Genomic DNA, 24864 nt, shown 5'->3' on the forward strand with positions numbered 1-24864 from the left:
GTGTTCTTTGCGAGATCAATGCCAACCGTTGTAACCTTACTCATGGTCTCCTCCCACTCGTTTCTGATAGGAAAATTCTCCTTCCCTATCCTGGCGCATTGCGACGCCGATTAGGAGGGGAGGAGACCATCTCATCGACCTATCAGGATATGGCTGGCCATTATGGCGTGGCCGTTGTCCCTACACGGGTTCGCAAGCCCCGTGACAAGGCCAAGGTGGAAGGTGGCGTATTGATCGTTGAGCGCTGGATCCTGGCGGCCCTGCGCCATCGTCAGCACTTCTCCCTGGGGCAGCTCAACGCCACCATCCGTGAGCTGTTGGAGAAGCTCAATAGCCGCCCCTTCCGCAAGTTGCCCGGGTGCCGGCTTGATCACTTCAAACAGCTGGACCAGCCGGTTCTACAACCGCTACCCGCCGAGCCGTATGTCTACGCCGAGTGGAAAAAAGCCCGGGTACACATCGACTACCACGTGGCCATCGATGGGCACTACTACTCGGTGCCCTACACCCTGATCAAGAAAGAGGTGGAGGTCCGGATCACCCAGAACACCATCGAATGCTTCCACCGGGGCAACCGGATCGCCAGCCACCGGCGTTCGGATCAGAAGGGTCGGCATAGCACCATCGCCGCTCACATGCCGGAGTCCCATCGCCAAGCCGGCGAGTGGACCCCAGAGCGACTGACCGCCTGGGCAGCCAAGACTGGACCGGCAACTGAAAAGCTTATCCGTACCGCGCTGGGGGCAAGAAAGCATCCGCAACAGGCCTATCGGTCCTGTCTGGGCATTCTCCGGCTGGGCCAGAGCTACGGCGAGGCACGATTAGAACGTGCCTGCCAACGCGCCCTGATGCTGGGCAGCTGCCGATACAAGAGCATCGAATCCATCCTCAAGCATCGCCTGGATGAGCAGCCCCTGGAAGAGCAACAAGAACTGGCCTTACCCGACACACACGACAACATCCGTGGCCCCGCCTACTACCACTGAAGGAACCTGACATGCTGAAACATCCCACGCTGGATAAGCTCCACGCCCTCAAACTGACCGGCATGGCCGCCGCCCTGGCGGATCAATCGGCCACCCCCGACATTACCGACCTGAGCTTCGAGGAGCGCCTTGGCCTGCTGGTCGACCGGGAAATGACGGAACGGGACAACCGACGCATGAGCAGCCGCCTGCGCCGGGCCAAGCTGCGACACGCCGCCATCCTCGAAGACATTGATTACCGGAACTCACGGGGCCTGGATAAAGGGCTTGTCCAGAGTCTGGCCAGCTGCCAGTGGGTGAAGGAACACCTGAACGTGCTCATCACCGGCCCGACTGGCGTCGGGAAAACCTGGTTGGCCTGTGCTCTGGCACACAAGGCCTGCCGGGAGGGTTACACCGCCCAGTACGTCCGCCTGACCCGGCTGCTACGAGAGCTGACCATCGCCAAGGGCGATGGCCAATACTCAAAGCTCCTGACCAGCCTGGCCAAGGTCGACGTGCTGATCCTGGATGACTGGGGGCTGATGAAGCTGAGCGCGGAGAACCGGCGGGACTTGCTGGAGGTGCTGGAAGACCGACATGGCCGGCGCTCCACCATTGCCACCAGCCAACTACCCATTGAGGAATGGCACGGCATCATCGGTGACGCCACTCTGGCAGATGCCATCCTGGACCGGCTCGTACACAACGCCTACAAGATCAATCTGCGGGGCGAATCCATGCGAAAACAGCAGGCAAAGTTGACGGGCACTGAGACTTCGGAGTAAGAAGAGAAACCCCGCGTCGCTACGCTCCGATGGGTGGCAGCCTTGCTCCGGTCCGGGTGGCAGGCTTCACGTGGAATGGGTGGCAACCTTCAGCGGTTTACGCAAGCGCCATAGGGATGTGGGTCGTAAGGACCCATTTCACCGCTGTATCCACCTCTGGGCCGATGAGGTCTCGACTGCATATAAAGCACAAAGTGGGTAACGCATCGTCAGACCAGGCCCATACGCGCGTCAAACATCATCCAAAGTGGTCATTCCAAGCTTTTCTTGCCGACCCGCTTAAGTGGACGTCACCGACATACGAACGTGCCGCTACAGGCCGTTATGGAACTAAGCCAGTTCGCATGAGAAATGAATGGTCGGGATGGTGAGAGTGGATATAAGAAACGTAGACAGATGGGCAATTTAAGACATGCCTAAGTCAAAAAAAATCGCTTCCGCCGTCTTTATTGTATTCAAATAATGGTGCGCGTTACCGCGCAATTCGATGGTTGGGGAGGTTTTATCTTTTTGCTCAGTATGTTTTAAAAAAACTCCCAAAACCTAAAACTAGGAAAAATAGATTACCGATCACTGAAGTTATTAGTTTAGCATAAATTCACCATTTATGCAACTAATCTATCAAAACTTGACATTTGATTTATCCAAGCTATAAATGAAGCACCTTCTATTCTGGTCGTCTCACACTCAAGACACTAAGCAATGGCTCTAGAACTCAACAGAAGACCCTCTTTTTCTAATTGAGCCTCTGCGAAGCAGGCCATTCTATTAACGCCAAACCTGAAACAGGGATTGATTAACCCTCCCCCTACCAAGAACTCCGATTTAGTGAACCGATGCTGCGGCAGAACGGTCTTGAGCTGAAGCTTTTTTCGGCAAAAACCTACCACTGTACATCCATAACTCGGCCGTCAGAGGTTTCGCATAAACTAACCCCACTCGCTGTAGTGAAACCAGAGGAGTCAGCATACTGCAACTTGCAACGCATAGTATGGCCTTTGTCGCCGAACAGAACTGCCTGCACGCTTCCTGTGTAGCTTTCAACTACTCCAAAGCCCGTCCCACTGGCAGTCGCATAAGGTCCTTTTGACGAAGCGGTAGTGGCAGTACCAAAGCCCGTAACGAATTTTGCCGAATGTACAATCATTACGGCCTTGCCGTTGAAAGTCTCTCCGTCGGGCATTGTTACTTTGAGATTGTCGTGTTGCATACCCTGTGTGTAGCTAATCGAAATCGGCTCGCCAGAGCCACGGACCATGCCGCTCATTGTTCCCGCGCAAGCGCTCAAGGTGAAGCAGATTGTCAAAACTAGGATTTGCATTCACCTTTCTCCTTGTTATTCAACGCTATCCATCAGACATAACCCTAATCCAGATAGCCCCCCTCATCGTCATAAGAAAACAGCTGTAATTCGAGTCCAGATTACCTAAAACATTATACTAAGGGCCTTGCTAGAGTGGCTGATATGACTACAGAGCGCTCTACAAACCTCAGTCTCATACTTGGCAGAGGCCTGTGGAAACAAACTTCGAAAACAGAACACTTGAGATGCATAGGGTAGGTTAAGAATTGAGTTTTCCACTAAACTTGGTCCTCGGTAGCACGCTCAATTGCCTATACGGATAGATGCAATGGACGATAAAAATTCAACGCTGATTTGTCTTGATCTGGAAGGAACTCTAATAAGCAATGCGGTTAGTCAGATTCCAAGATCACACCTTTTTCACTTCCTGACCGAAATTCACAAGCTTGCGAGACTCGTTCTGTTTACCAGCGTGTCGCCAAAGCGGACAATAGATATCCAGCACCTTCTGGTACACGAAGGCAAAGTTCCTGACTGGTTTGGCGAACTAGAGGCTTTGCACCCTGCTCAAACAGTAAAGCCGATGAGCCAAGCTGTCGAGTATGCTCCACTGGCAAAGCGTTACTTACTGGTAGACGATCAACCCCGATGCATTGAGGATGAGCACCGTGCCTGGTGGATAAAAGTTAGTGAGTTTATTCCGCCTTATGAGAATGATGACGAGTTACTCCATGTGCTCTGTACTCTGAGACACGAATGCCAGCGTGGTGACTAGCTACAGAATCGATGGGCACTGGAGAATACCCGGGAAAGTGACCATCAGACAGAATTCCAGCCTAGATGCCTAGTCCAGCCGCCAAAGCTCATTGATACGAAACCATTCTTTTTGTAAACCCTGCCATCTCTTTGACCCAAGAATTCCCTTGAAAGCGGAAAGCTTCAGATTACACAGCCACCAGCAGGTAAGTGTTGCAACAGATCGAATTCGAGTTTGGAGTTTAGAAAGATGATTCGGGCTAAAATATCCACCAAGCCTTAGTGGGCGATTCGTGACGAAGAGCTACCCAACGAGGTTCTGCGCCAGAAGAAATGAGATAAGAAAGCAGCGTGTTATCCAGAATTTCCGAACAAAAATCGGCGACTGGATAATGCACCGATTCTCTCACTTTTTTCACCTTAAGTTCTCCTAGTCGCACTTAAAGTAAATGGCGTGCTAAGATCCGATGCCCTTCAGTTCATGGATCTCTCCACTCGCAACGATCACTGCCTGGCTGACAGATATTAAAGGTATCGCTGGTATCACATGCACTGAATGCTCGGCTCTCAAACTTAGTAAGCGCAAATTCTGCGGAGCAAGACCCTGTGTGCCACCCTTTGTTGTTGTCGTAAAAGCTCGCTGTTGCCTCCATGGTTCCGCTGACAGCACTTTCAGATAGATTTTCGATATTGAAGTTGAACGAATTTTCCAGCCTTGGGAATGTCATATCGCCCCTATCGTAAAATGGTCTGATAGCGATAAACGTGAAGCTCTCATTCGTTATATCAACTTGGGCCTGCGTGCAATATCGCGAGTTTCCTGCCCCGCCAAAAGTGGAGTCAACTCTTATTGGGGTTCTCCCGGATATTTGGGGCATGCTCAAGTCGTATACAACTGGTGTTATTTCTGCCCTTCCTATTATTGAAAATGCCACTTGGCAAGCGAATTTCCCAAGATCAGGGTCCTCGCCAGATACATGAGCCTCTTGAGTTATTCTTAGCTGTCCGCGCCAAGAACTGTTGGTTATTTGGAAGGAGCTATAGCTTTGGTTGCTAAACCCACTATTGCTTGCTGAAACGGTAACAAAATAGACACCGGCCTCTAGATTTTCGGCGGCAATATCGATCTCGAAATTTCCAGAAGGCGCTTTGCCGATATTGCCCGATATCAAGAATGCTGCATTGTCCTTAGATCGTATTTCATAATCGACCACATCAACGCTTTCTGACGCAACTACCTTGATTTGAACATCTTGTTCGGTCGTAAATGACTCACGCCATTGTGGAGAAACAATGGCAATTCTAGGGGCTGTGAGAAGTGGTGTCGGGAAATCTTCAAGTACTGGATCTTCTCCTATAAATCGATCTTCCTCCATCGACTTATCAGCCAACTCTTGTATTTCAATTATGTCTTCGGTTCCCCGAATTAGTTGAGCAGTTGACTTTAATCCTGTCGAAACCAAGCAAACGGCATCTAGTACCCGAACACCGTTCGGAGTCACGTCTAAAAGACACTCGGCGTAATCAATTGCATCAGGCTCATCAAGCCGACCATCCTTAGCAAGATCGATAGTAGTTCGTATAGCGGATTGGCAAGCCCAAAGAATTACTGAAGGCCTCCCTGACCTAGTAGAGAGCGCACAGGCAACCGCTTCAATTTTTTTAGCCTGCAACTCAAGATAGACAGCAATGGCCTCTTTCAGACTACCTGATTGGCTTTGCTTGTTCAGTCCTGAGGTTTGGCTAGTTAGTTGACTCCGACTCCTCATCCATGAATCAAGATTTGAGACGTAGTCGGCGAATGACTGCGGTAACTCCACCGAATGGCTTGTAATGGATGTGCTCTGAATTTCGGAGAAGTGCATAAACCACTTCCCCTCAGCATAACTGTATTTATTAATTTTTATTGTTCTATCCCTAGTTATTAATGCGGTGAGCATTCCGCTCGCTGAAAACTGGGCCAGCAAAGACCCAACATCGTCTTTTTGAATAATCATGGTACTGATGGGCATTTCGTCACCATCGACCTTCGGACCAAGTGTGATAACCATCTCATCGTCGGTGCCAAACGCTAAATTAGGAGTTAAGTTTGAATCATCTGCAAAGGTGTAGATCTGAATGCCCGGTTCGGGACCAGGAGATGCCCGATTGTCCTCCTGATCAATGCCTTGATCATCTCCACTAGATGATCCCCCACAAGAGGCCGCTACAAATGGTAGCAGTAGAATAAATAGAAACGCCGCATAATCCTTCACGTGAAATCTCCCTGGACTCATAGCACCCTAAAACAGGTTGTGTTTTAAACGCATAATCCAGGCCGAGAAGGCAGCATTTTGCGAAAAAATAACGACTTAAATCGAGCAAACTATTCCTGCCCCAAAGAAGATGGAAAAAAAGCTGACACTCTTCGGATTCTGAGCGGCATCAGAACAGGGCCCCAAGGAAGGGCCCTACGTCAGGAATTAGAAGTGCTTGAGATTTGTAGTTCAGATTTCCGAATTAGCAATCGACGATCCAATATATCTCCGATTTTTAGACTTTATTAGCCCTATCTATGCATGACCGCACTTGCAGCCGATGCTTGGGCTTAACCAGGCTTTTACCCGAGAGCAGAGGGGGCTTTCACCTCTCATCCTCAGCTCTACTCTAATTTAACTCAGCAAATTCTTTTTTTTCATTCTCATAAAATTCGGTGCTTTACCTTCAGTTACCGCTCAAGAGGAGGTCATCAATATAACGTCTCAGTGGCTGGTCCGATGGGTTTCTACGTAGTGAAACTACCCCTCCTTGGTTGCCTAGTGATCGATACAAAGCACTTTCAAACCCAAAAGTGTTCGACCTATCGTGACCTCGTTCGATTAGAGATGCCCGTGGCATATTAAAAATGTCGGCAACCAGACCGATGAATTCAAGCATGTTCATTTCAACTTCACGACCACCGTCTCGTGACCACTTAACAGTCTTTATTTCGTGTCCCATGTTTAACCTCGGAAAATAGCGCTTCATCCTGTCAGTAGCAGTCTCTGACGAGTTCCCTTGAAACAAGACGTGCGGCCGAGATTTAAGATCTTCCAATAATGATTTTTTATTTTGCCAAAACAGGATCAGAAGAATTGCAAGAGAGGTTAAAGTAGCATCATTCCGGGCGTTTCTAAGGATCAGCATGCTGTCCAACGAGCTTACGAGATGATCGTGTTCTCTTAGGGTCAACCCGAACGACTCGGCAAACCAAGCAATTTCTTCTGCCACCATAATTCTAGGCTCGCTCGGCACGCTCGTTACCGGAATTATCTCAGCCCGCTGAACAGCGGACTGCAATAATTGATACTTCGCTACCATTGCAAAAGCGAATTGCTTATGGTCGGGAGTCTTAAGCCGAACTTCTCGTGTGAAGATACGCTGAAAATAGGTCTCCGCATTAAATGAAGCGCCGTAGGTTCCTTCAAGTGCGGCTTGGAGCTGCTCTCCGTCAGTGGCGAAAATAAAGAACACATCGTCCACGCTAAAAATGTGCTTTACGATTTCCAAGAGCTCGATTGTGAAATCGGGGCGACACCTGTCCAACTCATCGACCATTATAAAAATCGGGAGTGAAAAGACGGCATTACCATCCTGCCCCTCATGCTCAGCGATCGAATCTATGATTGATCTCAAGCTACCCTGAAATTCCGAAATCGCCTTCTTTCGGGCCAGTTCATTCGAGAATAGGCTTTCAGCTTCGAAGTTAACGACTTTTTCAATCGCGCTATTAATGTGTTTGGTTGACTGGTCAGCATGTGAGGGGCTGCTATCAGATTCCTCCGACTGACCTGAAGTGTCCCCGCCGCTCTCAGGAATCCAAAAGGGAACACCAGTAAGAGCAGCCGTAGAAGCAGCGATTGCCACTTGCCTGACTAATTTTGGACGAAGAGCCTTCAGCAATCGGCTGGTTTTTAACTTTAAGTCATCCCAGCGATGGTCATTGGCATGAGCTTCGGCGCCCGCAGTAGACAACTTCTCCATGAGCTGAAGATTAATCTCAGCCAGAAAGGAGAGAAGCGGATCCTTGGAGTAGTCGTTAGACCATGCATTGAATTCCAGGACTAGGTGGTTTTTTTCGAGATCTTTCTTCCAACGCTCCAAGAAGAAGGTTTTGCCATACCCCCAGGGAGAATCTATGTTGAGGACAAAGTGTCTCCGTGCACTGGGGCACTCATCTATGCTCTGCCGTTTGAGCCTTTCATATTGCTCAGCCACGAATTCAGTCAAAAACTTGGCCTGCTGCTGACGCTCTAGTTTATCGTCACGCCAATGCAAATCCGTCTCACTCTCTGCTGTTTCGGACACCACAGGCTCCTTGTGTATCTGTTGTTCAATGGAAGTCTCAGTCTGTTTCACAACCATCACTCATATCACTATAGAAGAGCGCAAATTCTTTGCTGATCTACGACAGATTAGTCTGCTTTATCACGTCTTCCTATCATGTCCCTTTCGACAGGAGATTCCATTAGGGACCGTCTGTTCATTCCTGAGAGCGTTCGAAGCTTTAACTATACCGCCCCCCAATAAGTCCTACGAAACAGAGACTGTTACCCCACACTCAGAAGCCGACTGCCACTATATTTCTCGAGGAATCACTTTATTTTGGGATTCTTGTCACTCACCGGTTCGATAGGCTCTAAACCAAACAACTTTCGATCCCCATTTCTGGTCAGAAAGCGATTCATCTTCTCCATCAGTCGTCTTTTTGCCCGTTCTATTTTGTCCTGATCGTCTAGTTGTGCGATCTGCTCAAACCAGAGTGCCCCGACTAGAATCTTCCTACGGGTATCATCTTTGCGCTTTCTATTCAGAATCTTTGCGTGCTCACGACGTTTTGCTCGAACGATTATTTCCCTCTCCGCTCTCAGTTTTGCTTCAACTTTCGCACGTCTTTCTTCTAAGTCAGCTATGCGCTGCTCCGGCGTCCTCTTAGTCATAAACTATAGCCCCCCTGACTTTTCATTGTTTTTGATATTCTATCAAAGAGAAGCAAATCTCATTTTGCGCGTGACGATCCCGCCGTCTTGCCGCGGCCTCGCCGGGAGCAAGAAAAGCGAAGGGCGCACTTAGGACTCCCCTAGGAGTCGTGCGATCTCAGGGCAAGCCCTGAGATAAAAGAAAAACAAAGAGGTGCTATGTGGCGATCTACCACTGTTCGATAAAGCTGGTGCAGCGATCAAAGGGCAAATCCGCTGTGGCTGCGGCTGCGTACCGATCGCGTTCCAAACTGCACGATGTTCGCCAAGGCATGACTTTTTCGTACACTGCTGCTACCGACCTTGTGCATGCTGAAATCGTCGGTTTCGATGGTGATCGCGGGAGCCTTTGGAACATCGCTGAAGCCATGGAAAAACGCAATGATGCAACCGTTGCTCGTGAGTACGAAGTTGCCCTGCCCCTTGAGCTTGATACACCTGACCAGATCGAGTTGCTGCGTAAATTTTCACAATGGCTGAATGATCAATACGGGTGTGTAGTTGATTTTGCACTTCACTCTGGAGATGGAAAGAATCCTCATGGCCATGTTTTAACGACAACCCGATCCATCGATACCGAAGGCACGATGTCTGACATCAAAATCCCCAGAGAGTGGTCAGATAAAAAACGCAAAGCGCATGGTCTACATGGTCGCAAAACCGAAGTTGAAAGAGTCCGCAAGGTGTGGGCTGACTTGTCGAACCAGGCGTTGGAGAAAGCCGGCATCGAGGCTCGTATAGATCACCGCTCATATGCCGATCAGTGCATTGATCGTCTGCCGACATCACACATTGGCCCTGCCGCGAACGCCATGGAGCGAGACGGCCTCCAGACGCGAGCGGGAGACCAAAATCGCATGATCGGCCAGATTAATTTGAAGCGTCAGTTTGAGTTGGATGAGTTGCGCAAGCACCAGTCCGAAGCCGAAAGCCTTCAGCAGCAGATGGCTGACATCGATTCCCAGATCGAAGCGATCCGCCACGAGCCATCACCCGCATCCACCAAAAACGTTAAAGGCACCATTGCGGAAGTTGATCACGCAGTGTCTATTGCAGCGGTAGCCACCCTCGAATCTGCCCGCTACGCGCAGGGCATAGCAAAATCTATCGGGGAGCAGTATAAATCGAAGCTGTTCCGGAAAACCTGGAACGCCGAAATTGATCCGCGCATTTTGAAATCGCTCAAGTGGGTCGATGTATACACTAGGGCTCTTACCCTAAAAACCGGCGAGCAAATCGTTGATAACGGTGATTCTGTCTGTTTAAGTTACGGCTCTGATAATGCCATTTCAGTCGCCATTGCCATGGCCCAAGCAAAGGGTTGGAAGTCGGTTCGTGTCAGCGGCTCGGATGATTTCCAAGTAAGGGCAGCTCTAGCTCTCAACGACGCGGGTATCGAACCTTTCCTCACTAGTGATATTGCGAGAAAGCATTTTTGCGACCAACTGCAAGAACGACACATGCAGTTTTTGTCAGAGCCTGATCAAAAAGGGGCCACAATGACGACCAAGCCGCCAAAATCGTCACCGGACCTGCCTTCGGAGGACATACCTGAAACTTTAAATGACTCTGCACAAATTCACGATCTAGACGGCCTGAGAGACCATGTGCGTCGAGCCCTGAGACTGGTGCCACCTAAACAGACAAGCCCATTCCGCGATGACACCCCTAGTCTTCGACAGTGGGCCGTTAACCACTGGGAAAGTCTAGTTAAAATGGAAGATCGAGAGACATTGAAAGAAGTCTTCATCAAGGCTGTTAGGGAGCAAGCCATGATTGCTGGATATAGCAAGCGTGAGATCAAAGCAATCGAGTTGAACGAGCGGTGGGCAAAGTCGATAGCGGATACGACAAGTCACCTGCCTGAGCCAAAGCCTCGAACTGCGTCGCACCAGCGACGGCCCGATCAATTAAAGTATAGCCACATAGCCCCGGGGAGCGTAAACAATGAGATGAACAGCACGCCACTTCCACTCAGGTGTTAGCCCACCATAATAATGGGTGAAGCGAAAATTCAAAGGAGCAATCCCTCAAGTCCCATAGCTGAAAGTCAACCTTGGTGAGGCAACTGAGAGCCTCGGAGTTTGCCACATTCAATTTCTTAACCTGCTATCCCAACGGCCTCGGATAAACAGCACCATTCGCATCGAGATTCCCATCGCCTGTGGTGCAGTGCTGTAGTGTGGTCTGCGGCGCATGCCACACAAAAGAAGCGGTCAAGAAAGAGCAAACTTTTGACCTTGAGAATATCTTAAGTTGTCAGCTCAAGATAAAACAAAGGCCGCCAGAGGACCAGCACTCGAAGCCTCATGGCAAAGCCATGGCCAGCCTTTCAGAAATGTCATTGGAGGATATCGCAAATTATCGCAAGACTCTTAAGTCTCTGATACGCGGGCAAGAGAAAACCCAAGAACTGGAAGCACAGGCTCGTGAAATGGGCACTAGTATGTCACTCTTAAAGAAGGAAGTGATGTGGCCCCTGACGGGGCAAGCTCAATGGGATGGCGGTGGCTTTATGACTGACAGAACCACGGAACATGCACTCAATGCCTTAATCTTCGCACTACGCTCAGCACGCCAGTCTGTAGCGAGGGCGAACGAAATGGTCGAAAAAACCATCGAGAGCATCCACGACCCACAGCAACGCAGGGCCATAGAGGATGAGGTGAAACGCGAGGTCATTGGCAATTTAGGCTTTCTCGATGAAGTAGAAAAACTCACACACAAAAGATAAGCACACTTTGTGAATAGAAGTTCGGGGGAAGAGTTTCAAAGCTTAGCTGATGCGTTTGCAGAGGTCGTAGAGGAAAAGGCACTCACCGCCGGTTACCGCGCTACTTAGATCAAGGGAACTGGTCTCGCAGGTATTTGGATCGCAATGATACCAATACAGATCGTCAAGACTTCTCGGGCTGAAAAGCCGTGCCTCCCCAAAAGTCCACGTAAACCGCCTTATTTGAACTAAATAATCAGCTTGTTTTAAACAACCTGATGGCGAGTTCAAATCTGACCTGCACATTTTTTGGTAAGCAGTTGGTTTTTGTCAGATTTAATAACTTTAAGGCGAGCCAAATTTACGAATATTAGGATTCAGCCAAGCTTTGCAGTAGACGACACAAAGCCGCTTTTTTTGGCCCCAGCCAACTTGAATGCATAATCGCTCAATGACGGCCTTCAGGTGGACCGGGCGCATCAATTTGATCAGTGCCCGGCGAATCATTGATCGATCGTTCTCGATTCTCGAGTCGCTCTCTAGCGATTCTGTCAGCAGCCTCATGCACAGCAGCGTGCAGTGCCTGTTCGCTCAACGAATCAAGACGAGCGGAGAGGCTGTCTATTTTTGCGTTCAAGTCTGCCCTTTCGCGTATGTGCTCCTTTTCCATCTGGTCCATTTTCTCTGCGGTCTTTTCAACGATAGCCTTAAACTGGTCCAGGTTCTCAACTACACGCTCTTTCAGCATTCCGAACTTCGTTTTTGTCTCAACAAACTCGTCGTTAAGCTTCTTGAGTTCACTAGCCAATCCTCGGACTGAATCACCCCAGGCCATTATGCAATTCCTTTTTGCTGAGCATCAAAATTGTCCTCTAAAAAGCGTTTGGCCCAGCCAGTGGTTTTTTCGACGTACCCGCTTAGATCGTCGATTTCGCAATTCAATTCTTTTATTTCCTGGGTGAGGCAATTTGCAGAAAAAGAGATCTTTTGCATCCCAGCTTCGGCAGAACGCTCGATCAACTCCCGCGTGCCAATGAACTTGAGGAAGTGCTCGTCGACATCTTTTTCCGTCGGTTTGTCTACAGGGAGCTCCACCCAGTGCCCTCTGCTAGAAAACCGCACTTTACGAGGTAACCGTGGCATTGTGGGCGAACCCACCGTTACCAAAAACGTTACAGCATCCGAAACGTCCAGAGTGCTCTGGTTCAGGGATAGGTAATACAGAAAATGCCTCGGGCGTACGATTCTTTTTGTTGTTGATTGGGGATCGACTTTCCCCCGAACTTTGCCTCTCGCCAATGAGGTTAACCGAGCAACCCGCTCCAAGCGGTCTTCCACTTCATAATTTTTGTCCAAGGCAATCTCAACTTTTGGCAAATGCTCAACTCTCTCAATAAATGTCCTGTAATAGCCTTTGCCAAGCTCACCTTTTAGCTGTTCTTCCGCATCTCGTAACGAAGCGAGTAACTGCGCTGGATTCCTTTGCAATTGTTCGAAGTAGACTTCTAGAACTTTCTCTAGATTCACTTGTACACCAGAATCAGGCGTGTCCTCGTCAACCACCGTTCTAACAAGATTCTGAAACAAACGAACAAAATCCCTTTTTTGATATTCACGCACGGCACACACCTCCTACAAAGGGCATTCGGAGCATCATCCAATTTCCCTTATCTTGGACGAACGATGTTAACTGAAGTTTCCTCGATCCCACCCCCAAATTTTGGGCTAGTCCACACCACTTTGCAAAGAGCCCAGGTGATTGCAAATCTTTCATACATACTACTGAGCCTATGGCTCCTTTCGCCGCCACCGCAACTCACACCAATATTACAGAAAGAGCTTTTTTTGGATTCGAGAATAATCCCCGTGATCCAGACCATCTTTCATGTCTTTGCAGAACTTCTGTTCTCTTAGCGCAACCAGACACCAGAATAACAGTGTATCAGGACGCCTCTGGCTTTGTATTTGCTGCCTTTTCAGTCACCTCCTGCATGATGCGCCCAACCTCTTCGTGAACAAGCCCACGAATCCAGCTGTGCAGATATATAGTCATCAGAACGAATTTCTCTCTGATCGTCATGTCATTGTATTTCGTTGAGAGCTGCGGCGGCCTGTCCGGATTGTTCTTTGTCGTTTGCTGCAACACCTCTTTGCCGAGCGCACTGAAGGACTTATAGAGATTGTTCACATCGCTCTTTGTCAGCTCTGAGTCAGTCTTGTGGGCGAATTTATTTCTGATTCTGCCTAGCACTGAAAGTGGCTGTATGAGATCTTCATCCATGCCAAGAGCTGCTGCTAAAAGCACTTTTTCAGAGAACTCCAGCTTGATCTTGTCGAGATACTTTTGTTCAGCAATGAAAAGAACCAGCAACTTATCGAGCTGCTCTTCTACTTTGATATGCGAACGTACAACCAGTGCAAGCTCGTCATCAGTAAGAAACGCCTTGATCAGCTTTCCAGACTCTTCATCTTTCGACATGCGATCCCTCAATCGTCAAAAAATCCTAGCGCCGGCGAGCATGAACGAGGTGGTAAGGCGCGTAGTAAGAAAAAGCGGATATAGCGCATTTGCGCCATTGCAACTTCTCACAAAAGCGCATAAAATCAGCTGCTTGCGGTACAAAAAACACCAAAAGTCCGCGACGGACTTTCTACTACTTCAATCTTCATCAAACACTCTGCTGACCGCTTCTTTCCTGTGATCATGCGTCAAGTGAGCATAGATCAGAGTCGTGCTGATGTCTTCATGCCCGAGCAGCTCACGGATCGTGTTGAGGTCAACCCCGCCCATGGCCAAGCGGGAGGCGAAGGTATGCCTGAAGTCATACGGCCGAAAGTCCTCGATCTTGGCTCTCTGGATAGCGGACGTGATCGCCCCCGGCATCCTTTCCATCGGCTCCCCTTTCTTACCAGGAAAAACCAGTCCTCGCTTCTTGGCCCCAGGGCTTCGCTGCCACCTCTCGAAAGCTTCCGCCGCTTTCTTAGATAGAGGAATGTGCCGGGTCTGCCCGCTTTTCGCCCCTTCACCAACAACTGTCAGAGTCTTTCTTTCTAGGTCCACGTTCTTCCAGTCCAGCTCCAAAAGCTCCTCTGGCCTGCATCCAGTGTGGATAGCGATCAGCACAAGCGGGTACACGTGATCACTGAACATGTCTTCCGTGATGTCAGGCTTAAGAGGCTTATTCCGCGCTCTGAGGAAATCGTTGTAGTTCTTTCGCCCCTGCCGTTTATCGGCTTCACGCTCTTCCAGGAGTGTCATCAGTCGCTCGTCTTCCTCTTTAGAGAGAAAGCGAACTTTGGTCCGCATATCGACTTTCAGAGGCTTAAACTTTCTCAGTGGGCTCTCTTCCAGAACACCCACTTTCACCGCATGAGAAAGAGCTGCTTTTAAGGCAGCGATGTCTCTATTCACTGTCTTCCCAGAAATGCCGGCAACCACCCTCTTCTGCCGCCACTCCAGCGCTTTTCGCTCAGTGATCTCATTCATAGGCATCGAGTACCAGCTTTTGAAATGCAGCTCTATCCGATCCAGATCCTCCTGCGCCCGCTTCCTTTCAGCCATCCTCCACGACCTATAGATCTCTTCGATAAATGTTCCGAGCTTCTGTGACTTTTCCGATTTAGCTTTCTGCCGCTTCTCCTTCTTCACCTTGTTCAGGTTCTGCCCGGCAGCCACCTCACCCGCTTTCCTTCGAGCTTCTTCCCTGGCATCAGCCAGCAGCATCGAATCTACAAGTCCGATCCGGTACTTGCTCCGCTTCCCCTCACTGTCACGATAATCGAGGTAGTAAGCCTTCTGCCCGCTCACCCCAACCCGAACCATGAAGCCAGGAATTACCGTGTCCCGAATGTCGTATCGCTTGCCAGTGATCTTCAGTGAAGCAATCAATCGATCCGTGATCTTTTCTTTCATAGCCTTTCGAACCCTTTTTTGATACTTATAAAAATATGATAACAGGGGTCCGTAGGATGTACCAAAACTTCACAAAACTCTCGGGGCTCCAACGGGGCTCCAAAGATCGGGGCTCCACCGGGGGTCGAAGAAAGGCTATTTGGGATCAAAAAGCTTTTTGGTTACAACCATTCTCCACAACAGCAATGAGCACACTATCAAACCAATGGTTGTGACCTTGCGTCATGCTGGTATTGGGCACAAAGAACAGCAGCGCTTTGATTACAATGAGAAAAAATAGCTAGACTACACACTCGGAGTTGAGATTTGAGTGCTGTGAACCACTGAAAAAGAGAGGGACTGCGAGTTTGAATTCGAAATGGCAAGGTAGCTCAGTTGGTTAGAGCACAGCACTCATAATGCTGGGGTCGGCGGTTCGACTCCGCCCCTTGCTACCAGTATTTAGAAAGCCCGGCTCGCGAGAGTCGGGCTTTTTTAATGCCTGATAGGTCGGCAGACAACCCATCGACGCCAAGTCAGCCTTCCGGATCTCGCTGTCTCCCGGGGATATCCCAGGCATCATGACTCTTCTCGCCAATCAAGCGACAGGCTCGTATTGCATCCCTGAAGTCGTCCTTGAGCCGGCTATCCTTTACTTTGCGGGAAATGTACATGGATAAATCTATCCAGGCGGCGGTCCGTTCATAATGTGGCCTTCCATAACCTTCGAGATAGAGATCCATCATAATCCAAGGTAGAACCACGACATCCACACGACCGAGCCTGAGCATTTCGACCGCCTGCGCCCAATCAGAGACATGAATCACGTTGGGGCTATCACCTTTTAAAAGATCCAGACCAGCAAATTTTCGGACAAATCCAAACCTGAGGCCCGTCATGCTTTCCAAAGGCGGCAAATCCTGAACCATGAGATACACGTATTCCAACTGGAACAACGGACCACCAAAGTCCGCATACTGGTCCCTTTCTACCGTTTGAATTAACGGCAATCCAACCGAAATACCACCCTTTTCCAGCTGTCGAAGTATCTGGGCCAGTGGCATGATAACGAATTTGAAATCCCCATCTACGCGGCTAAAAACGCACCGGTAATAAGGTGCAAAACGACCCACGAGCCTTCCATCTTTTACGGAAATTTCACGTTCTATATCGGCAAAGACGCCAACAATATGGTGGCGTTTTGAATCGGCAAACAGGGATAGAGAGAAAAGCAGAAGCCATAGGAAATTCAGAAGCTTGGGCCATACGAGCCTTTGCATGCTTCACCCCCAATCGTGCAAATACAGTGCGCACTCTCTAAAGCATTCAAGCCAACAACGGTGACAGTTACCAAACCAAAGCTTTAAACGCTCTTTTCATAGTAGCTGCCGTTTCGGCACTGCGCTCATCTATTTGACTGCATCATGGTCAATTTTTCAGATCCTGACGTCTGACAGGAATATCCCAGCCTCCCTGGTTCTGCTCCGCAATAAACCGGCATTTTCTGATTGCCTTTCGGAGATCTTCCGTCAAATCACTATCGTCCAATCGATGTGAAATATACATAGAGAGGTCCACCCAGGCGGCGGTCCTATCGAAGTATGGCTTGTCATACCCCTTCATATAGGTGTCGATGAGAACCCAGGGGAGAACAACAACATCCACACGACCACGCTTGAGCATCTCCACGGCCTGCCCCCAGTCAGAGACATGAATCACCTGGGGATCAGCGCCTCTCAAGAGCTTGTCTCCAACGAACTGCCGGACAAAGGCGAACCTGAGGCCACTCAGACTATCGAGGGGAGGTAAATCCTGAAGCAACAGATAGACGTACTCCGTCTGGAACAGCAGCCCACCAAAATCAGCGTATTCATCCCGCTCGGCCGTCTGAACCATCGGCAAACCAGCAGAAATACCACCTTTCTCCAAGCGGTAAAGCATCTGGGCCAATGGCATTTCAACGAATTGGAAATCGCCCTGCACTCGGCTAAAAACACACTGATAATAAGGCGCAAACCGTCCCACGAGCTCGCCATCTTCAACAGCTATTTCCCTATCGATACCCTCGAAAACCCCAATGACATGGGGGCGTTTCGAGTCAGCAAACAGGGATAGGGAAAATAAGGACAACCAAACAAACTGGATAAGTTTGGGTGAAAGAAGTCGATCCATGTTTCCACCTCCGAAGCACGCGGTTCCGGTACGTGCTTTTTGACTGCATCAAGTCGCTAAAACGCTGTCATTCAATGGTAGACAGATCACCACTACGCACAAGGATAGTGATCAAACAGACAAATTGCCCATTTTCTGGCCATTTTTTCATGTTCTGCGTCATTAAACGGGCTTTGACTGTCGAAATTCATGGTCTTTTGTGCGCGGACACTGGATGTTGCATTCGTGGTGTTCTATCTGGTGTATGCGTTCGTATTCACCTGGTGTTACGACACCATATTTCCTGACACGGACGCCAAGAAACCCAACGCCACTTAAACAAACTTTGACAATCCCGGGGCCGAGAGTCGGATAAGATAGAGACTTCGCCCCAATGCGTTTCAAGGCTGTATCGCATCATGAAGTCTCGCCATGCACTTACGGTGTTCCTGGCCGTTATACTGGTTCCCATTGCCCTTGGCTTCGCCGGCGCGAGCGTGAAGGCGGCCATCGTGTCGATCAGCGTTTTCTGGGCTTGCCTGGGGATCTTTTTCTATCCATCCATCAGCGACTTTCTGAAGGCTAAAAGCAGGCAGCGCGACGACTAGTGTGCTTCAGGACCACCCCTCACCCCGATTCTTTTCCTTCCAAGCTCCAACGATCCTCTCACAAGAAACTCTGTGGCATACTCACGGGCTGAAACCCATAAAGAACAACACACCAGCAAGGACCGTTGACATGAAACCGGAAACCCTCGCGCTGCACGCAGGCTTCAAAAGCGATCCCACTACCCGGGCCGCAACCACGCCGATTTACCAGACCACGTCCTACACCTTCGACGACACCCAGCACGGTGCCGATCTGTTCGACCTGAAGGTTCAGGGCAATATCTACACCCGCATCATGAACCCCACCAATGCGGTTCTGGAAGAGCGGATGGCGGAGCTGGAAGGCGGCGTTGGAGCCCTGGCCGTAGCTTCTGGCATGGCGGCCATCACCTATGCCCTGCAGACTATCTGCAAGGTGGGCAACAACATCGTCAGCACCAGCCAGCTGTACGGCGGCACTTACAACCTGTTTGCCCACTCGCTGCCGAACCAGGGCATTGAGTGCAAGATGGTCGCCCACGACGATTTCGATGCCGTGGAAAAGGCCATTGATGAAAACACCCGCGCCCTGTTCTGCGAGTCCATCGGTAACCCGGCGGGCAATGTGGTCGACATCCAGCGCTGGGCCGAGATCGCCCACAAGCACGGTATTCCGCTGATGGTGGACAATACGGTAGCCACCCCCTTCCTGTGCCGCCCGATTGAGCACGGTGCCGACATCGTTATCCACTCGCTTACCAAGTACATCGGTGGTCACGGCACTACCGTCGCTGGCGTAGTAGTGGATTCCGGCAAGTTTGACTGGAAAGCCAGCGCCGACAAATTCCCGATGCTAAACGAGCCGGACCCGTCCTACCACGGCGTGGTCTACACCGACGCACTGGGCCCTGCAGCCTTCATCGGCCGCTGCCGCGTGGTACCGCTGCGTAATACCGGTGCTGCCCTGGCCCCGTTCAATGCGTTCCTGATCATGCAGGGCCTCGAAACCCTGGCGCTGCGCATGGAACGTCACTGCGAGAACGCGGAGAAAGTCGCCAATTTCCTGCAGGACCATCCCTCTGTGGAGTGGGTGAATTACGCGACCCTGGCCAACAGCCCCTACAAGGCAACCTGCGAGAAGATTTGCGGCGGAAAGGCGTCTGGCATCCTGAGCTTCGGCATCAAGGGTGGCCGGGAAGCTGGTGCGAAGTTCATTGATGCCCTGGAGCTGATCCTGCGTCTGGTGAACATCGGTGACGCCAAGTCCCTGGCCTGCCATCCGGCCACCACCACCCACCGACAGCTGAACCCGGAGGAGTTGAAGAGCGCCGGTGTGAGCGAGGATCTGGTGCGACTGTCCATCGGCATCGAACATGTCGACGACATCATTGCCGACATCAGTCAGGCCCTGGACAAAGCCCAGGCTTGATAAGGGTCAACCGGGTACGACCAATGTCGTGCCCGGCACCCCCGTGATTGCCCCTATCTGTCTTGTAACTCCCCCGCCAGCCCATTACTCTTTAGTGTTCCCCATGCCCGAATCGAGAGTCCGGTTGCAATGAGCGACAGCGCAAAAACCCGCATTACCAGTGGTTCCAAATTCCGCAACGAACATGGCTTCTCAGCCATCAAGGATGGCGTCAAGCGGTCGTCGAAGCAGGAAGCCACAACCGCGGAAAAGCGAGAGCCGAAGCCAAAATGGCTCAGGGCACGCATGCCCGGGGGTGAACGCTATGAAGCGGTGCGCAAGAACGTCACTGAGCACCGGTTGAGCACCGTTTGCCAGGAATCCCATTGCCCCAACATCGGTGAGTGCTGGACTGCCGGTACGGCTACCATCATGGTGATGGGGTCTGTCTGCACCCGCGCCTGCAAATTCTGCGCGGTAGACACCGGCAACCCGAAAGGCTGGCTGGATCACGAAGAGCCGGAGAACACGGCCAAGTCCGTGGAGCTCATGGGTCTTCGCTACATCGTGCTTACCTCGGTAGACCGTGACGACCTGGACGACGGTGGCGCTGCCCACTACGCCGCCTGCGTTTCGGCCATCAAACAGCGCACCCCAGAAGTCGCCGTTGAGGCGCTAACGCCGGATTTCGACGCGGTCATGTCTGACGTTGAGAAGGTGGTGGATTCCGGGCTGGATGTCTTTGCCCAGAACGTGGAAACCGTCAAACGGCTGACCAGCCGGGTCCGCGACCCGCGCGCCGGGTATGAAAAAACCCTGCGGGTTCTCGAACATGCCAAAAAGCACCGCCCGGATGTGCTCACCAAGACCAGCCTGATGCTGGGCCTGGGTGAAACCGAGGAGGAAATCCTGGAAACCATGGACGACCTGCGCGCCATCGGTGTGGATATCCTGACCCTGGGCCAGTACCTGCGCCCCACCCCGAATCACCTGCCGGTGGAACGCTACGTCACTCCGGAAGAATTCAACCGTTACCGGGAAATCGGCCTGGAGAAGGGCTTCATGGAAGTACCCTCCGGCCCTATGGTCCGCTCCAGCTACCGGGCCGACAAGGTATTCGATAAAAACAATCTTGGCCTCGCCGTGCCTGAGGTTCCCCAGGCCTCCAATGCCATGCAGATTCCGGTGAAGGCCATCGACTGAGAACAATTCATGCTGACACTGCTGCGAAATGCCCGGCTGAAGTACAAATTCTGGTTGCTGAACATTGTCGTTTTTGCAGTTCTCTGTTTGCTGGTTCTTTACGCCATGCAGACCATGGCGGGGCAGACCGGCAAAAGTTTCGACCAGGTCTTCGCTGATACAGCGCCCGGCTTTGCGCTGGTGGTTGCGGTGCTCATGGTGCTGGAGATGGCCGGCTCCCAGCTGCTGATCTCGTTTATCGAGCGCCACGTGAATCGCCTGAAAAACACCATGGTCGACGTTCAGTCCTCGGGCAATCTGAGCCAGCGGGCAGTGGTGGACTCCACCGACGAAATCGGCGAAATGGCGAGCGCCTTCAACGCCATGCAGGACCGCACCGTGGCCGTGGTACGCAGCATGAAGGAAGCCATCGATCGGCTGCATCGCGAAGTTGAAGAACTCACTTCGGCTGCCGAAGCCCGCCGGGACGACCTAAGCCGTCAACAACAGGGCGCCGACCGGTCTGCGGAAGTCATCGAAACCATGCTGCAGAGCTTCACCGGCATTGCCGAACAGGCCGGCATTGCCAAGACCCTCTCCCACGAAGCCAGCGATGCGGCCCGTGACGGCAGCACCCGAGTCGGCCAGAGCGCCGACAGCATCCGCAAGCTTGCGGATGTGGTGCGCAACTCCGCCAGCAGCGTCGAAGCCCTGGCCGAGAACAGCCATGAAATCAGCCACGCCATCACCGAGATCCGGGGTATTGCCGAACAGACCAATTTGCTGGCCCTGAACGCAGCCATCGAGGCCGCCCGGGCCGGCGAACAGGGCCGAGGGTTTGCTGTGGTGGCTGATGAAGTACGCAAACTGGCTCAACGGGTTCAGGACTCCACTGATCAGATTCAGGGCACCATCGACCGACTTCTCAATGCCATTAACACGGCTGTAAACCAGATGACGGGCAGCTCCGAGGACGCCACCCGCTGCGTCGAGGAATCCGAAGAAGGCCGCCGTGCCCTGGAAGCCATCAACGAGGTAGTCAGCCGGATCGATCATACCAACCAGGAAATCGCCAATGTTTCCGCGGAACAGACCGCTGGCACCGACGACGTGCTAGCCAACGTGCAGGGCATTCGCGAAACCACCCAGAGCATGGTGACCCAGCTCGCCGAGAGCGCGGAAATGAGCCGACGCCTGAAAATGCTGATCGATTCCCTGGAAGAAGCCTCGTCAAAGGTCACGGTTCACTGAGGTTTGTGGCACACTCTGCACTCGTTTGAACTGGCAGAGTAGTTGTTCATGAATCGTCTTCGCGCCCTGTATGACCGCCTAATTTTTCCACACCCGTTTATCATCCTCTCGGCCTTTGCTGTTTTGCTGGCGCTCGCCGCTATCAAATTCGGCGAGTTCCGGCTGGATGCCTCTGCCGAATCCCTGGTACTCGAAAACGACCGCTCCCTGGAGCAATACCGTCAGGTAAACCGCCGCTTCACCACCTCGGATGATTTCCTGATCGTCACCTATACCCCCGAGGGTGAACTGTTCTCGGAAGAGGGCCTCGCCCGGCTGGGCGCGTTGCGAGATGAGCTGCAGAGTTTGGACGCGGTAGGCTCCACCAACAGCATCCTGAATGTGCCGCTCCTGCATAGCCCGGATCTGACGCTGGACACCGTGGACAGCGAAATCAAGACCCTCGACGAACACGGTGTGGCCCCAGAGACGGCCCGCGAGGCGCTGCTGAACAACCCGCTCTACCCCAACCTGCTGATCAGTGAAGATGGCCGAACCACGGCGATACAGGTCAACCTGCCCACGCCGGATCGATATTTCGAGTTGTTGAGAAAACGGAACGATCTGCGAGACAAGGCCGACGCTGGCGAAGCCTCCGAAGCCGAACTGGCAGAACTGGAGCAGGTAAAACAGGAGTTCATCGACTTTACCGAAACCCTCGGTGTGGAGCGCGATGCCACCATCCGCACCGTTCGCTCCATACTGGACAAGTACCGGGATGGCGCAGAGATCCACCTGGGCGGCGTGCCCATGATTGTGGCGGACATGATCCGGTTTATCGAAAACGACCTCTCGACCTTCGGGCTAGGCGTGCTCGCATTTCTGCTACTCACCCTGGCCATTATCTTCCGGCAATGGCGCTGGGTGCTGGTGCCACTGCTGTGCTGCGGCTTTACGGTCTGGCTGATGATTGGCTTTCTGGGGTGGGCCCAGTGGCCGGTGACGGTTATCTCCTCCAACTTTATTTCCCTGCTGCTGATCATGACCCTGTCGCTCACCATTCACCTGATCGTGCGCTATCGGGAATTCCAGCACGACGAACCCGACGCCAGCCCCAGAGACACTCTGCGCAACACCGTGATGGCGATGATCAAACCCTGCTTCTACATGGCCATCACTACCATTGTCGCCTTCGGGTCCCTTACCTTCAGCGGCATTCGCCCGGTCATCGACTTTGGCTGGATGATGACCCTGGGGCTGACGGTGGCCTTCCTTATTACCTTCGTCATATTCCCGGCCCTGCTGATCCTGGTGCCGCCACCACTGGATAGCCGGGTAACCTCTGATCGGGTTCCCTTCACCGATGCCTTTGCCCGCTTCACGGAGCACCTCGGCAAAACGGTACTGGTCGGCTCCGGCGTGATTGCGGTGCTCTGCGTGGTCGGCCTGAGCAAGCTGACGGTGGAAAACAGCTTCATCGACTATTTCAAATCGTCCACCGAAATCCATCAGGGCATGATCACCATCGACAACCGCCTGGGCGGTACTACCCCCCTGGACGTAGTGATTACCGATGACCCGCCACCGGAAGGCGCGAACGGCGGCGACCCGTTTGCCAGCGACTGTGATCCGTTCGTGGAGGACTGCGGCGCCGGAGAGGAATACCGGGATACCTGGTATACCTACCAGAAAATGGAGGAACTGGAAGCCGTTCACGAGTATCTGGACGGATTACCCGAAACCGGCAAGGTACTGTCCATCAACACCACCCTGGAGATCCTCGCCAGAATCAACCAGGGCGAGCCTCTGGACGCCCTGGAGCTGGCGTTTGTACCGGCGGCCGTGCCGGACGACCTGCAGGACACCCTGCTGACGCCCTACATCTCCGAGGAGCACGACCAGGCGAGATTCAGCATCCGGATCCTGGAGACCATGCCGGAACTGCGTCGACAGGAGCTGTTGAACCGCATCCACGAACACCTGACCACGGAACTAGGCTACTCGAAAGACCAGGTGCTCTTTGCCGGCATGACCGTGATGTACAACAACATGCTGCAAAGCCTGTTCGATTCCCAGATCAAAACCATCGGCGTGGTCTTCGCCGCCATCATGGCAATGTTCCTGATCCTGTTCCGCTCGCTGAAGCTGGCCCTGATCGGCATCGCCCCCAACCTGATCGCCGCAGGCTCCGTACTCGGCCTGATGGGCTGGATGGGCATCCCCCTGGATATGATGACCATCACCGTGGCCGCCATCACCGTGGGCATCGCAGTGGATGACACCATCCACTATATTCATCGGTTCAAAACCGAGTTCCAGAAAGACGGCGACTACATCGCCACCATGCACCGCTGCCACCGAAGCATCGGCCAGGCCATGTTCTTCACCTCGCTGACCATCATCTCCGGCTTCTCGATACTGGTGCTGTCCAACTTCATCCCGACCATCTACTTCGGGTTGTTCACCGGGTTTGCCATGTTCATGGCTCTGGTGGGGGCGCTTACCCTGCTTCCCCGGCTTATTGTTCTGGTTAAACCCTTTGGCTCTAGCGGGGCTTCGGGCTTGGGCTCCTAGCCTTCTGGTTTCGGGGGTGGCTCGGCGGGTGTAGGCCTTTGCCAGAACCGCTACGAGCACATCCATGTGCGCTTGACGTCGGCCATCCTTGGCCGCCGACATTCTGTCAAAGGCCCACACCCGCCAAGCTTCGGAATCAAGAGATATTGGAAACAAACAACGCCACCAACTTTCAGGTCTGCCGGCTGTTCGTCTGATATCACTGTGAATTTTATAGAACAGCGGTGTTGGCCCCTCCCAAAAATGTCTGTGGCCAAGGATGGTCACAGCCAAGCGCACATGGATGTGCTCGTAGCGTTTTTTGGGAGGGGCCAACAC

At 52.0% G+C, this 24864-nt stretch carries 20 protein-coding genes, 1 tRNA gene and 1 pseudogene; 12 read left to right on the forward strand and 10 right to left on the reverse strand.

The features are described 5' to 3' along the window. Positions 1 to 119: 119 nt before the first annotated feature. Together AC13DD_RS15195 and istB are read left to right on the forward strand one after the other, a co-directional pair. Positions 120 to 986, forward strand: a pseudogene (locus tag AC13DD_RS15195) (Mu transposase domain-containing protein); the annotation flags it as partial. An 11-nt stretch (positions 987 to 997) separates the two neighbouring features. Beyond that, entirely contained in the window at positions 998 to 1753 is a 756-nt protein-coding gene (istB, locus tag AC13DD_RS15200) for an IS21-like element ISSpu5 family helper ATPase IstB (RefSeq protein ID WP_008170042.1), read from the forward strand. An 883-nt stretch (positions 1754 to 2636) separates the two neighbouring features. On the opposite strand, the gene AC13DD_RS15205 is transcribed toward istB, so the two are convergent. After that, positions 2637 to 3074 carry a hypothetical protein gene (locus AC13DD_RS15205; RefSeq protein WP_482931387.1) on the reverse strand — a complete coding sequence of 146 codons (438 nt, stop codon included), beginning with the start codon at positions 3072 to 3074 and terminating at the stop codon, positions 2637 to 2639. Between the two features lie 310 nt (positions 3075 to 3384). On the opposite strand from AC13DD_RS15205, the gene AC13DD_RS15210 reads away from it, so the two are divergent. After that, positions 3385 to 3831 carry an NIF family HAD-type phosphatase gene (locus tag AC13DD_RS15210; RefSeq protein ID WP_482931388.1) on the forward strand — a complete coding sequence of 149 codons (447 nt, stop codon included), beginning with the start codon at positions 3385 to 3387 and terminating at the stop codon, positions 3829 to 3831. A 460-nt stretch (positions 3832 to 4291) separates the two neighbouring features. On the opposite strand, the gene AC13DD_RS15215 is transcribed toward AC13DD_RS15210, so the two are convergent. The 3 genes from AC13DD_RS15215 to AC13DD_RS15225 form a co-directional block, all read right to left on the reverse strand. Next, positions 4292 to 6067, reverse strand: a complete 1776-nt coding sequence (locus tag AC13DD_RS15215) for a hypothetical protein (RefSeq protein WP_482931389.1) — start codon at positions 6065 to 6067, stop codon at positions 4292 to 4294. A gap of 448 nt (positions 6068 to 6515) precedes the next feature. Then, positions 6516 to 8138, reverse strand: coding sequence for a KAP family P-loop NTPase fold protein (locus AC13DD_RS15220; protein ID WP_482931390.1), 1623 nt, complete (start codon positions 8136 to 8138; stop codon positions 6516 to 6518). Positions 8139 to 8425: 287 nt separating this feature from the next. Further along, on the reverse strand, positions 8426 to 8770 hold the full coding sequence (locus tag AC13DD_RS15225) for a hypothetical protein (RefSeq protein WP_482931391.1): 345 nt from the start codon (positions 8768 to 8770) through the stop codon (positions 8426 to 8428). Between the two features lie 200 nt (positions 8771 to 8970). On the opposite strand from AC13DD_RS15225, the gene AC13DD_RS15230 reads away from it, so the two are divergent. Together AC13DD_RS15230 and AC13DD_RS15235 are read left to right on the forward strand one after the other, a co-directional pair. After that, positions 8971 to 10794, forward strand: a complete 1824-nt coding sequence (locus tag AC13DD_RS15230; protein ID WP_482931392.1) for a MobA/MobL family protein — start codon at positions 8971 to 8973, stop codon at positions 10792 to 10794. Between the two features lie 197 nt (positions 10795 to 10991). Continuing rightward, entirely contained in the window at positions 10992 to 11543 is a 552-nt protein-coding gene (locus AC13DD_RS15235; RefSeq protein WP_482931393.1) for a hypothetical protein, read from the forward strand. 427 nt (positions 11544 to 11970) lie between these two features. Here AC13DD_RS15235 and AC13DD_RS15240 read toward each other — a convergent pair whose 3' ends face one another. From AC13DD_RS15240 to AC13DD_RS15255, 4 genes are all read right to left on the reverse strand, one after another. Then, the gene (locus AC13DD_RS15240) at positions 11971 to 12357 is read right to left on the reverse strand and encodes a hypothetical protein (RefSeq protein WP_482931394.1); all 387 of its coding nucleotides are present in this window, start codon (positions 12355 to 12357) and stop codon (positions 11971 to 11973) included. Then, positions 12357 to 13142, reverse strand: coding sequence for a hypothetical protein (locus tag AC13DD_RS15245; protein ID WP_482931395.1), 786 nt, complete (start codon positions 13140 to 13142; stop codon positions 12357 to 12359). The genes AC13DD_RS15240 and AC13DD_RS15245 overlap by 1 nt, the downstream gene beginning before the upstream one ends. Before the next feature lie 322 nt (positions 13143 to 13464). Then, complete coding sequence (locus AC13DD_RS15250) at positions 13465 to 14001, reverse strand: hypothetical protein (RefSeq protein WP_482931396.1); 537 nt, start codon at positions 13999 to 14001, stop codon at positions 13465 to 13467. Between the two features lie 180 nt (positions 14002 to 14181). Continuing rightward, complete coding sequence (locus AC13DD_RS15255) at positions 14182 to 15435, reverse strand: phage integrase (RefSeq protein ID WP_482931397.1); 1254 nt, start codon at positions 15433 to 15435, stop codon at positions 14182 to 14184. Between the two features lie 360 nt (positions 15436 to 15795). Between AC13DD_RS15255 and AC13DD_RS15260 the strand changes: the two genes are divergently transcribed. Further along, positions 15796 to 15872, forward strand: a tRNA-Met gene (locus AC13DD_RS15260). A gap of 78 nt (positions 15873 to 15950) precedes the next feature. Here AC13DD_RS15260 and AC13DD_RS15265 read toward each other — a convergent pair. Both AC13DD_RS15265 and AC13DD_RS15270 read right to left on the reverse strand, forming a co-directional pair. After that, positions 15951 to 16694, reverse strand: a complete 744-nt coding sequence (locus AC13DD_RS15265) for a substrate-binding periplasmic protein (RefSeq protein ID WP_482931398.1) — start codon at positions 16692 to 16694, stop codon at positions 15951 to 15953. A gap of 148 nt (positions 16695 to 16842) precedes the next feature. After that, positions 16843 to 17586: a substrate-binding periplasmic protein gene (locus tag AC13DD_RS15270; RefSeq protein ID WP_069184049.1), complete on the reverse strand. Its 744-nt coding sequence runs from the start codon at positions 17584 to 17586 to the stop codon at positions 16843 to 16845. A gap of 189 nt (positions 17587 to 17775) precedes the next feature. Here AC13DD_RS15270 and AC13DD_RS15275 point away from each other — a divergent pair, with 189 nt between their 5' ends. The 6 genes from AC13DD_RS15275 to AC13DD_RS15300 all read left to right on the forward strand — a co-directional run bounded on the left by AC13DD_RS15275 (position 17776) and on the right by AC13DD_RS15300 (position 24546). Beyond that, complete coding sequence (locus AC13DD_RS15275; protein WP_482931399.1) at positions 17776 to 17904, forward strand: chlorhexidine efflux transporter; 129 nt, start codon at positions 17776 to 17778, stop codon at positions 17902 to 17904. 80 nt (positions 17905 to 17984) lie between these two features. Further along, entirely contained in the window at positions 17985 to 18173 is a 189-nt protein-coding gene (locus AC13DD_RS15280; protein WP_227514550.1) for a hypothetical protein, read from the forward strand. A gap of 130 nt (positions 18174 to 18303) precedes the next feature. Further along, the gene (locus AC13DD_RS15285) at positions 18304 to 19581 is read left to right on the forward strand and encodes an O-acetylhomoserine aminocarboxypropyltransferase/cysteine synthase family protein (protein ID WP_136629779.1); all 1278 of its coding nucleotides are present in this window, start codon (positions 18304 to 18306) and stop codon (positions 19579 to 19581) included. 129 nt (positions 19582 to 19710) lie between these two features. Continuing rightward, complete coding sequence (gene lipA / locus AC13DD_RS15290) at positions 19711 to 20763, forward strand: lipoyl synthase (protein WP_482931400.1); 1053 nt, start codon at positions 19711 to 19713, stop codon at positions 20761 to 20763. Positions 20764 to 20772: 9 nt separating this feature from the next. Continuing rightward, a complete protein-coding gene (locus tag AC13DD_RS15295; protein ID WP_482931401.1) occupies positions 20773 to 21993 on the forward strand; it encodes a methyl-accepting chemotaxis protein in 1221 nt (406 codons plus the stop codon). A 48-nt stretch (positions 21994 to 22041) separates the two neighbouring features. Next, entirely contained in the window at positions 22042 to 24546 is a 2505-nt protein-coding gene (locus tag AC13DD_RS15300; RefSeq protein WP_482931402.1) for an efflux RND transporter permease subunit, read from the forward strand. The last annotated feature ends 318 nt before the right edge of the window (positions 24547 to 24864 follow it).

The sequence above is a fragment of the Marinobacter sp. L-13 genome, assembly GCF_056857715.1.

Bases quoted from the DNA above. Each gene is read 5' to 3' on its own strand.
- istB (WP_008170042.1), top strand. From the start codon at position 998: ATGCTGAAACATCCCACGCTGGATAAGCTCCACGCCCTCAAACTGACC.
- AC13DD_RS15205 (WP_482931387.1), bottom strand. From the start codon at position 3,074: ATGCAAATCCTAGTTTTGACAATCTGCTTCACCTTGAGCGCTTGCGCG.
- AC13DD_RS15210 (WP_482931388.1), top strand. From the start codon at position 3,385: ATGGACGATAAAAATTCAACGCTGATTTGTCTTGATCTGGAAGGAACT.
- AC13DD_RS15225 (WP_482931391.1), bottom strand. From the start codon at position 8,770: ATGACTAAGAGGACGCCGGAGCAGCGCATAGCTGACTTAGAAGAAAGA.
- AC13DD_RS15240 (WP_482931394.1), bottom strand. From the start codon at position 12,357: ATGGCCTGGGGTGATTCAGTCCGAGGATTGGCTAGTGAACTCAAGAAG.
- AC13DD_RS15250 (WP_482931396.1), bottom strand. From the start codon at position 14,001: ATGTCGAAAGATGAAGAGTCTGGAAAGCTGATCAAGGCGTTTCTTACT.
- AC13DD_RS15255 (WP_482931397.1), bottom strand. From the start codon at position 15,435: ATGAAAGAAAAGATCACGGATCGATTGATTGCTTCACTGAAGATCACT.
- AC13DD_RS15265 (WP_482931398.1), bottom strand. From the start codon at position 16,694: ATGCAAAGGCTCGTATGGCCCAAGCTTCTGAATTTCCTATGGCTTCTG.
- AC13DD_RS15270 (WP_069184049.1), bottom strand. From the start codon at position 17,586: ATGGATCGACTTCTTTCACCCAAACTTATCCAGTTTGTTTGGTTGTCC.
- AC13DD_RS15275 (WP_482931399.1), top strand. From the start codon at position 17,776: ATGGTCTTTTGTGCGCGGACACTGGATGTTGCATTCGTGGTGTTCTAT.
- AC13DD_RS15280 (WP_227514550.1), top strand. From the start codon at position 17,985: ATGAAGTCTCGCCATGCACTTACGGTGTTCCTGGCCGTTATACTGGTT.
- AC13DD_RS15285 (WP_136629779.1), top strand. From the start codon at position 18,304: ATGAAACCGGAAACCCTCGCGCTGCACGCAGGCTTCAAAAGCGATCCC.
- lipA (WP_482931400.1), top strand. From the start codon at position 19,711: ATGAGCGACAGCGCAAAAACCCGCATTACCAGTGGTTCCAAATTCCGC.
- AC13DD_RS15295 (WP_482931401.1), top strand. From the start codon at position 20,773: ATGCTGACACTGCTGCGAAATGCCCGGCTGAAGTACAAATTCTGGTTG.
- AC13DD_RS15300 (WP_482931402.1), top strand. From the start codon at position 22,042: ATGAATCGTCTTCGCGCCCTGTATGACCGCCTAATTTTTCCACACCCG.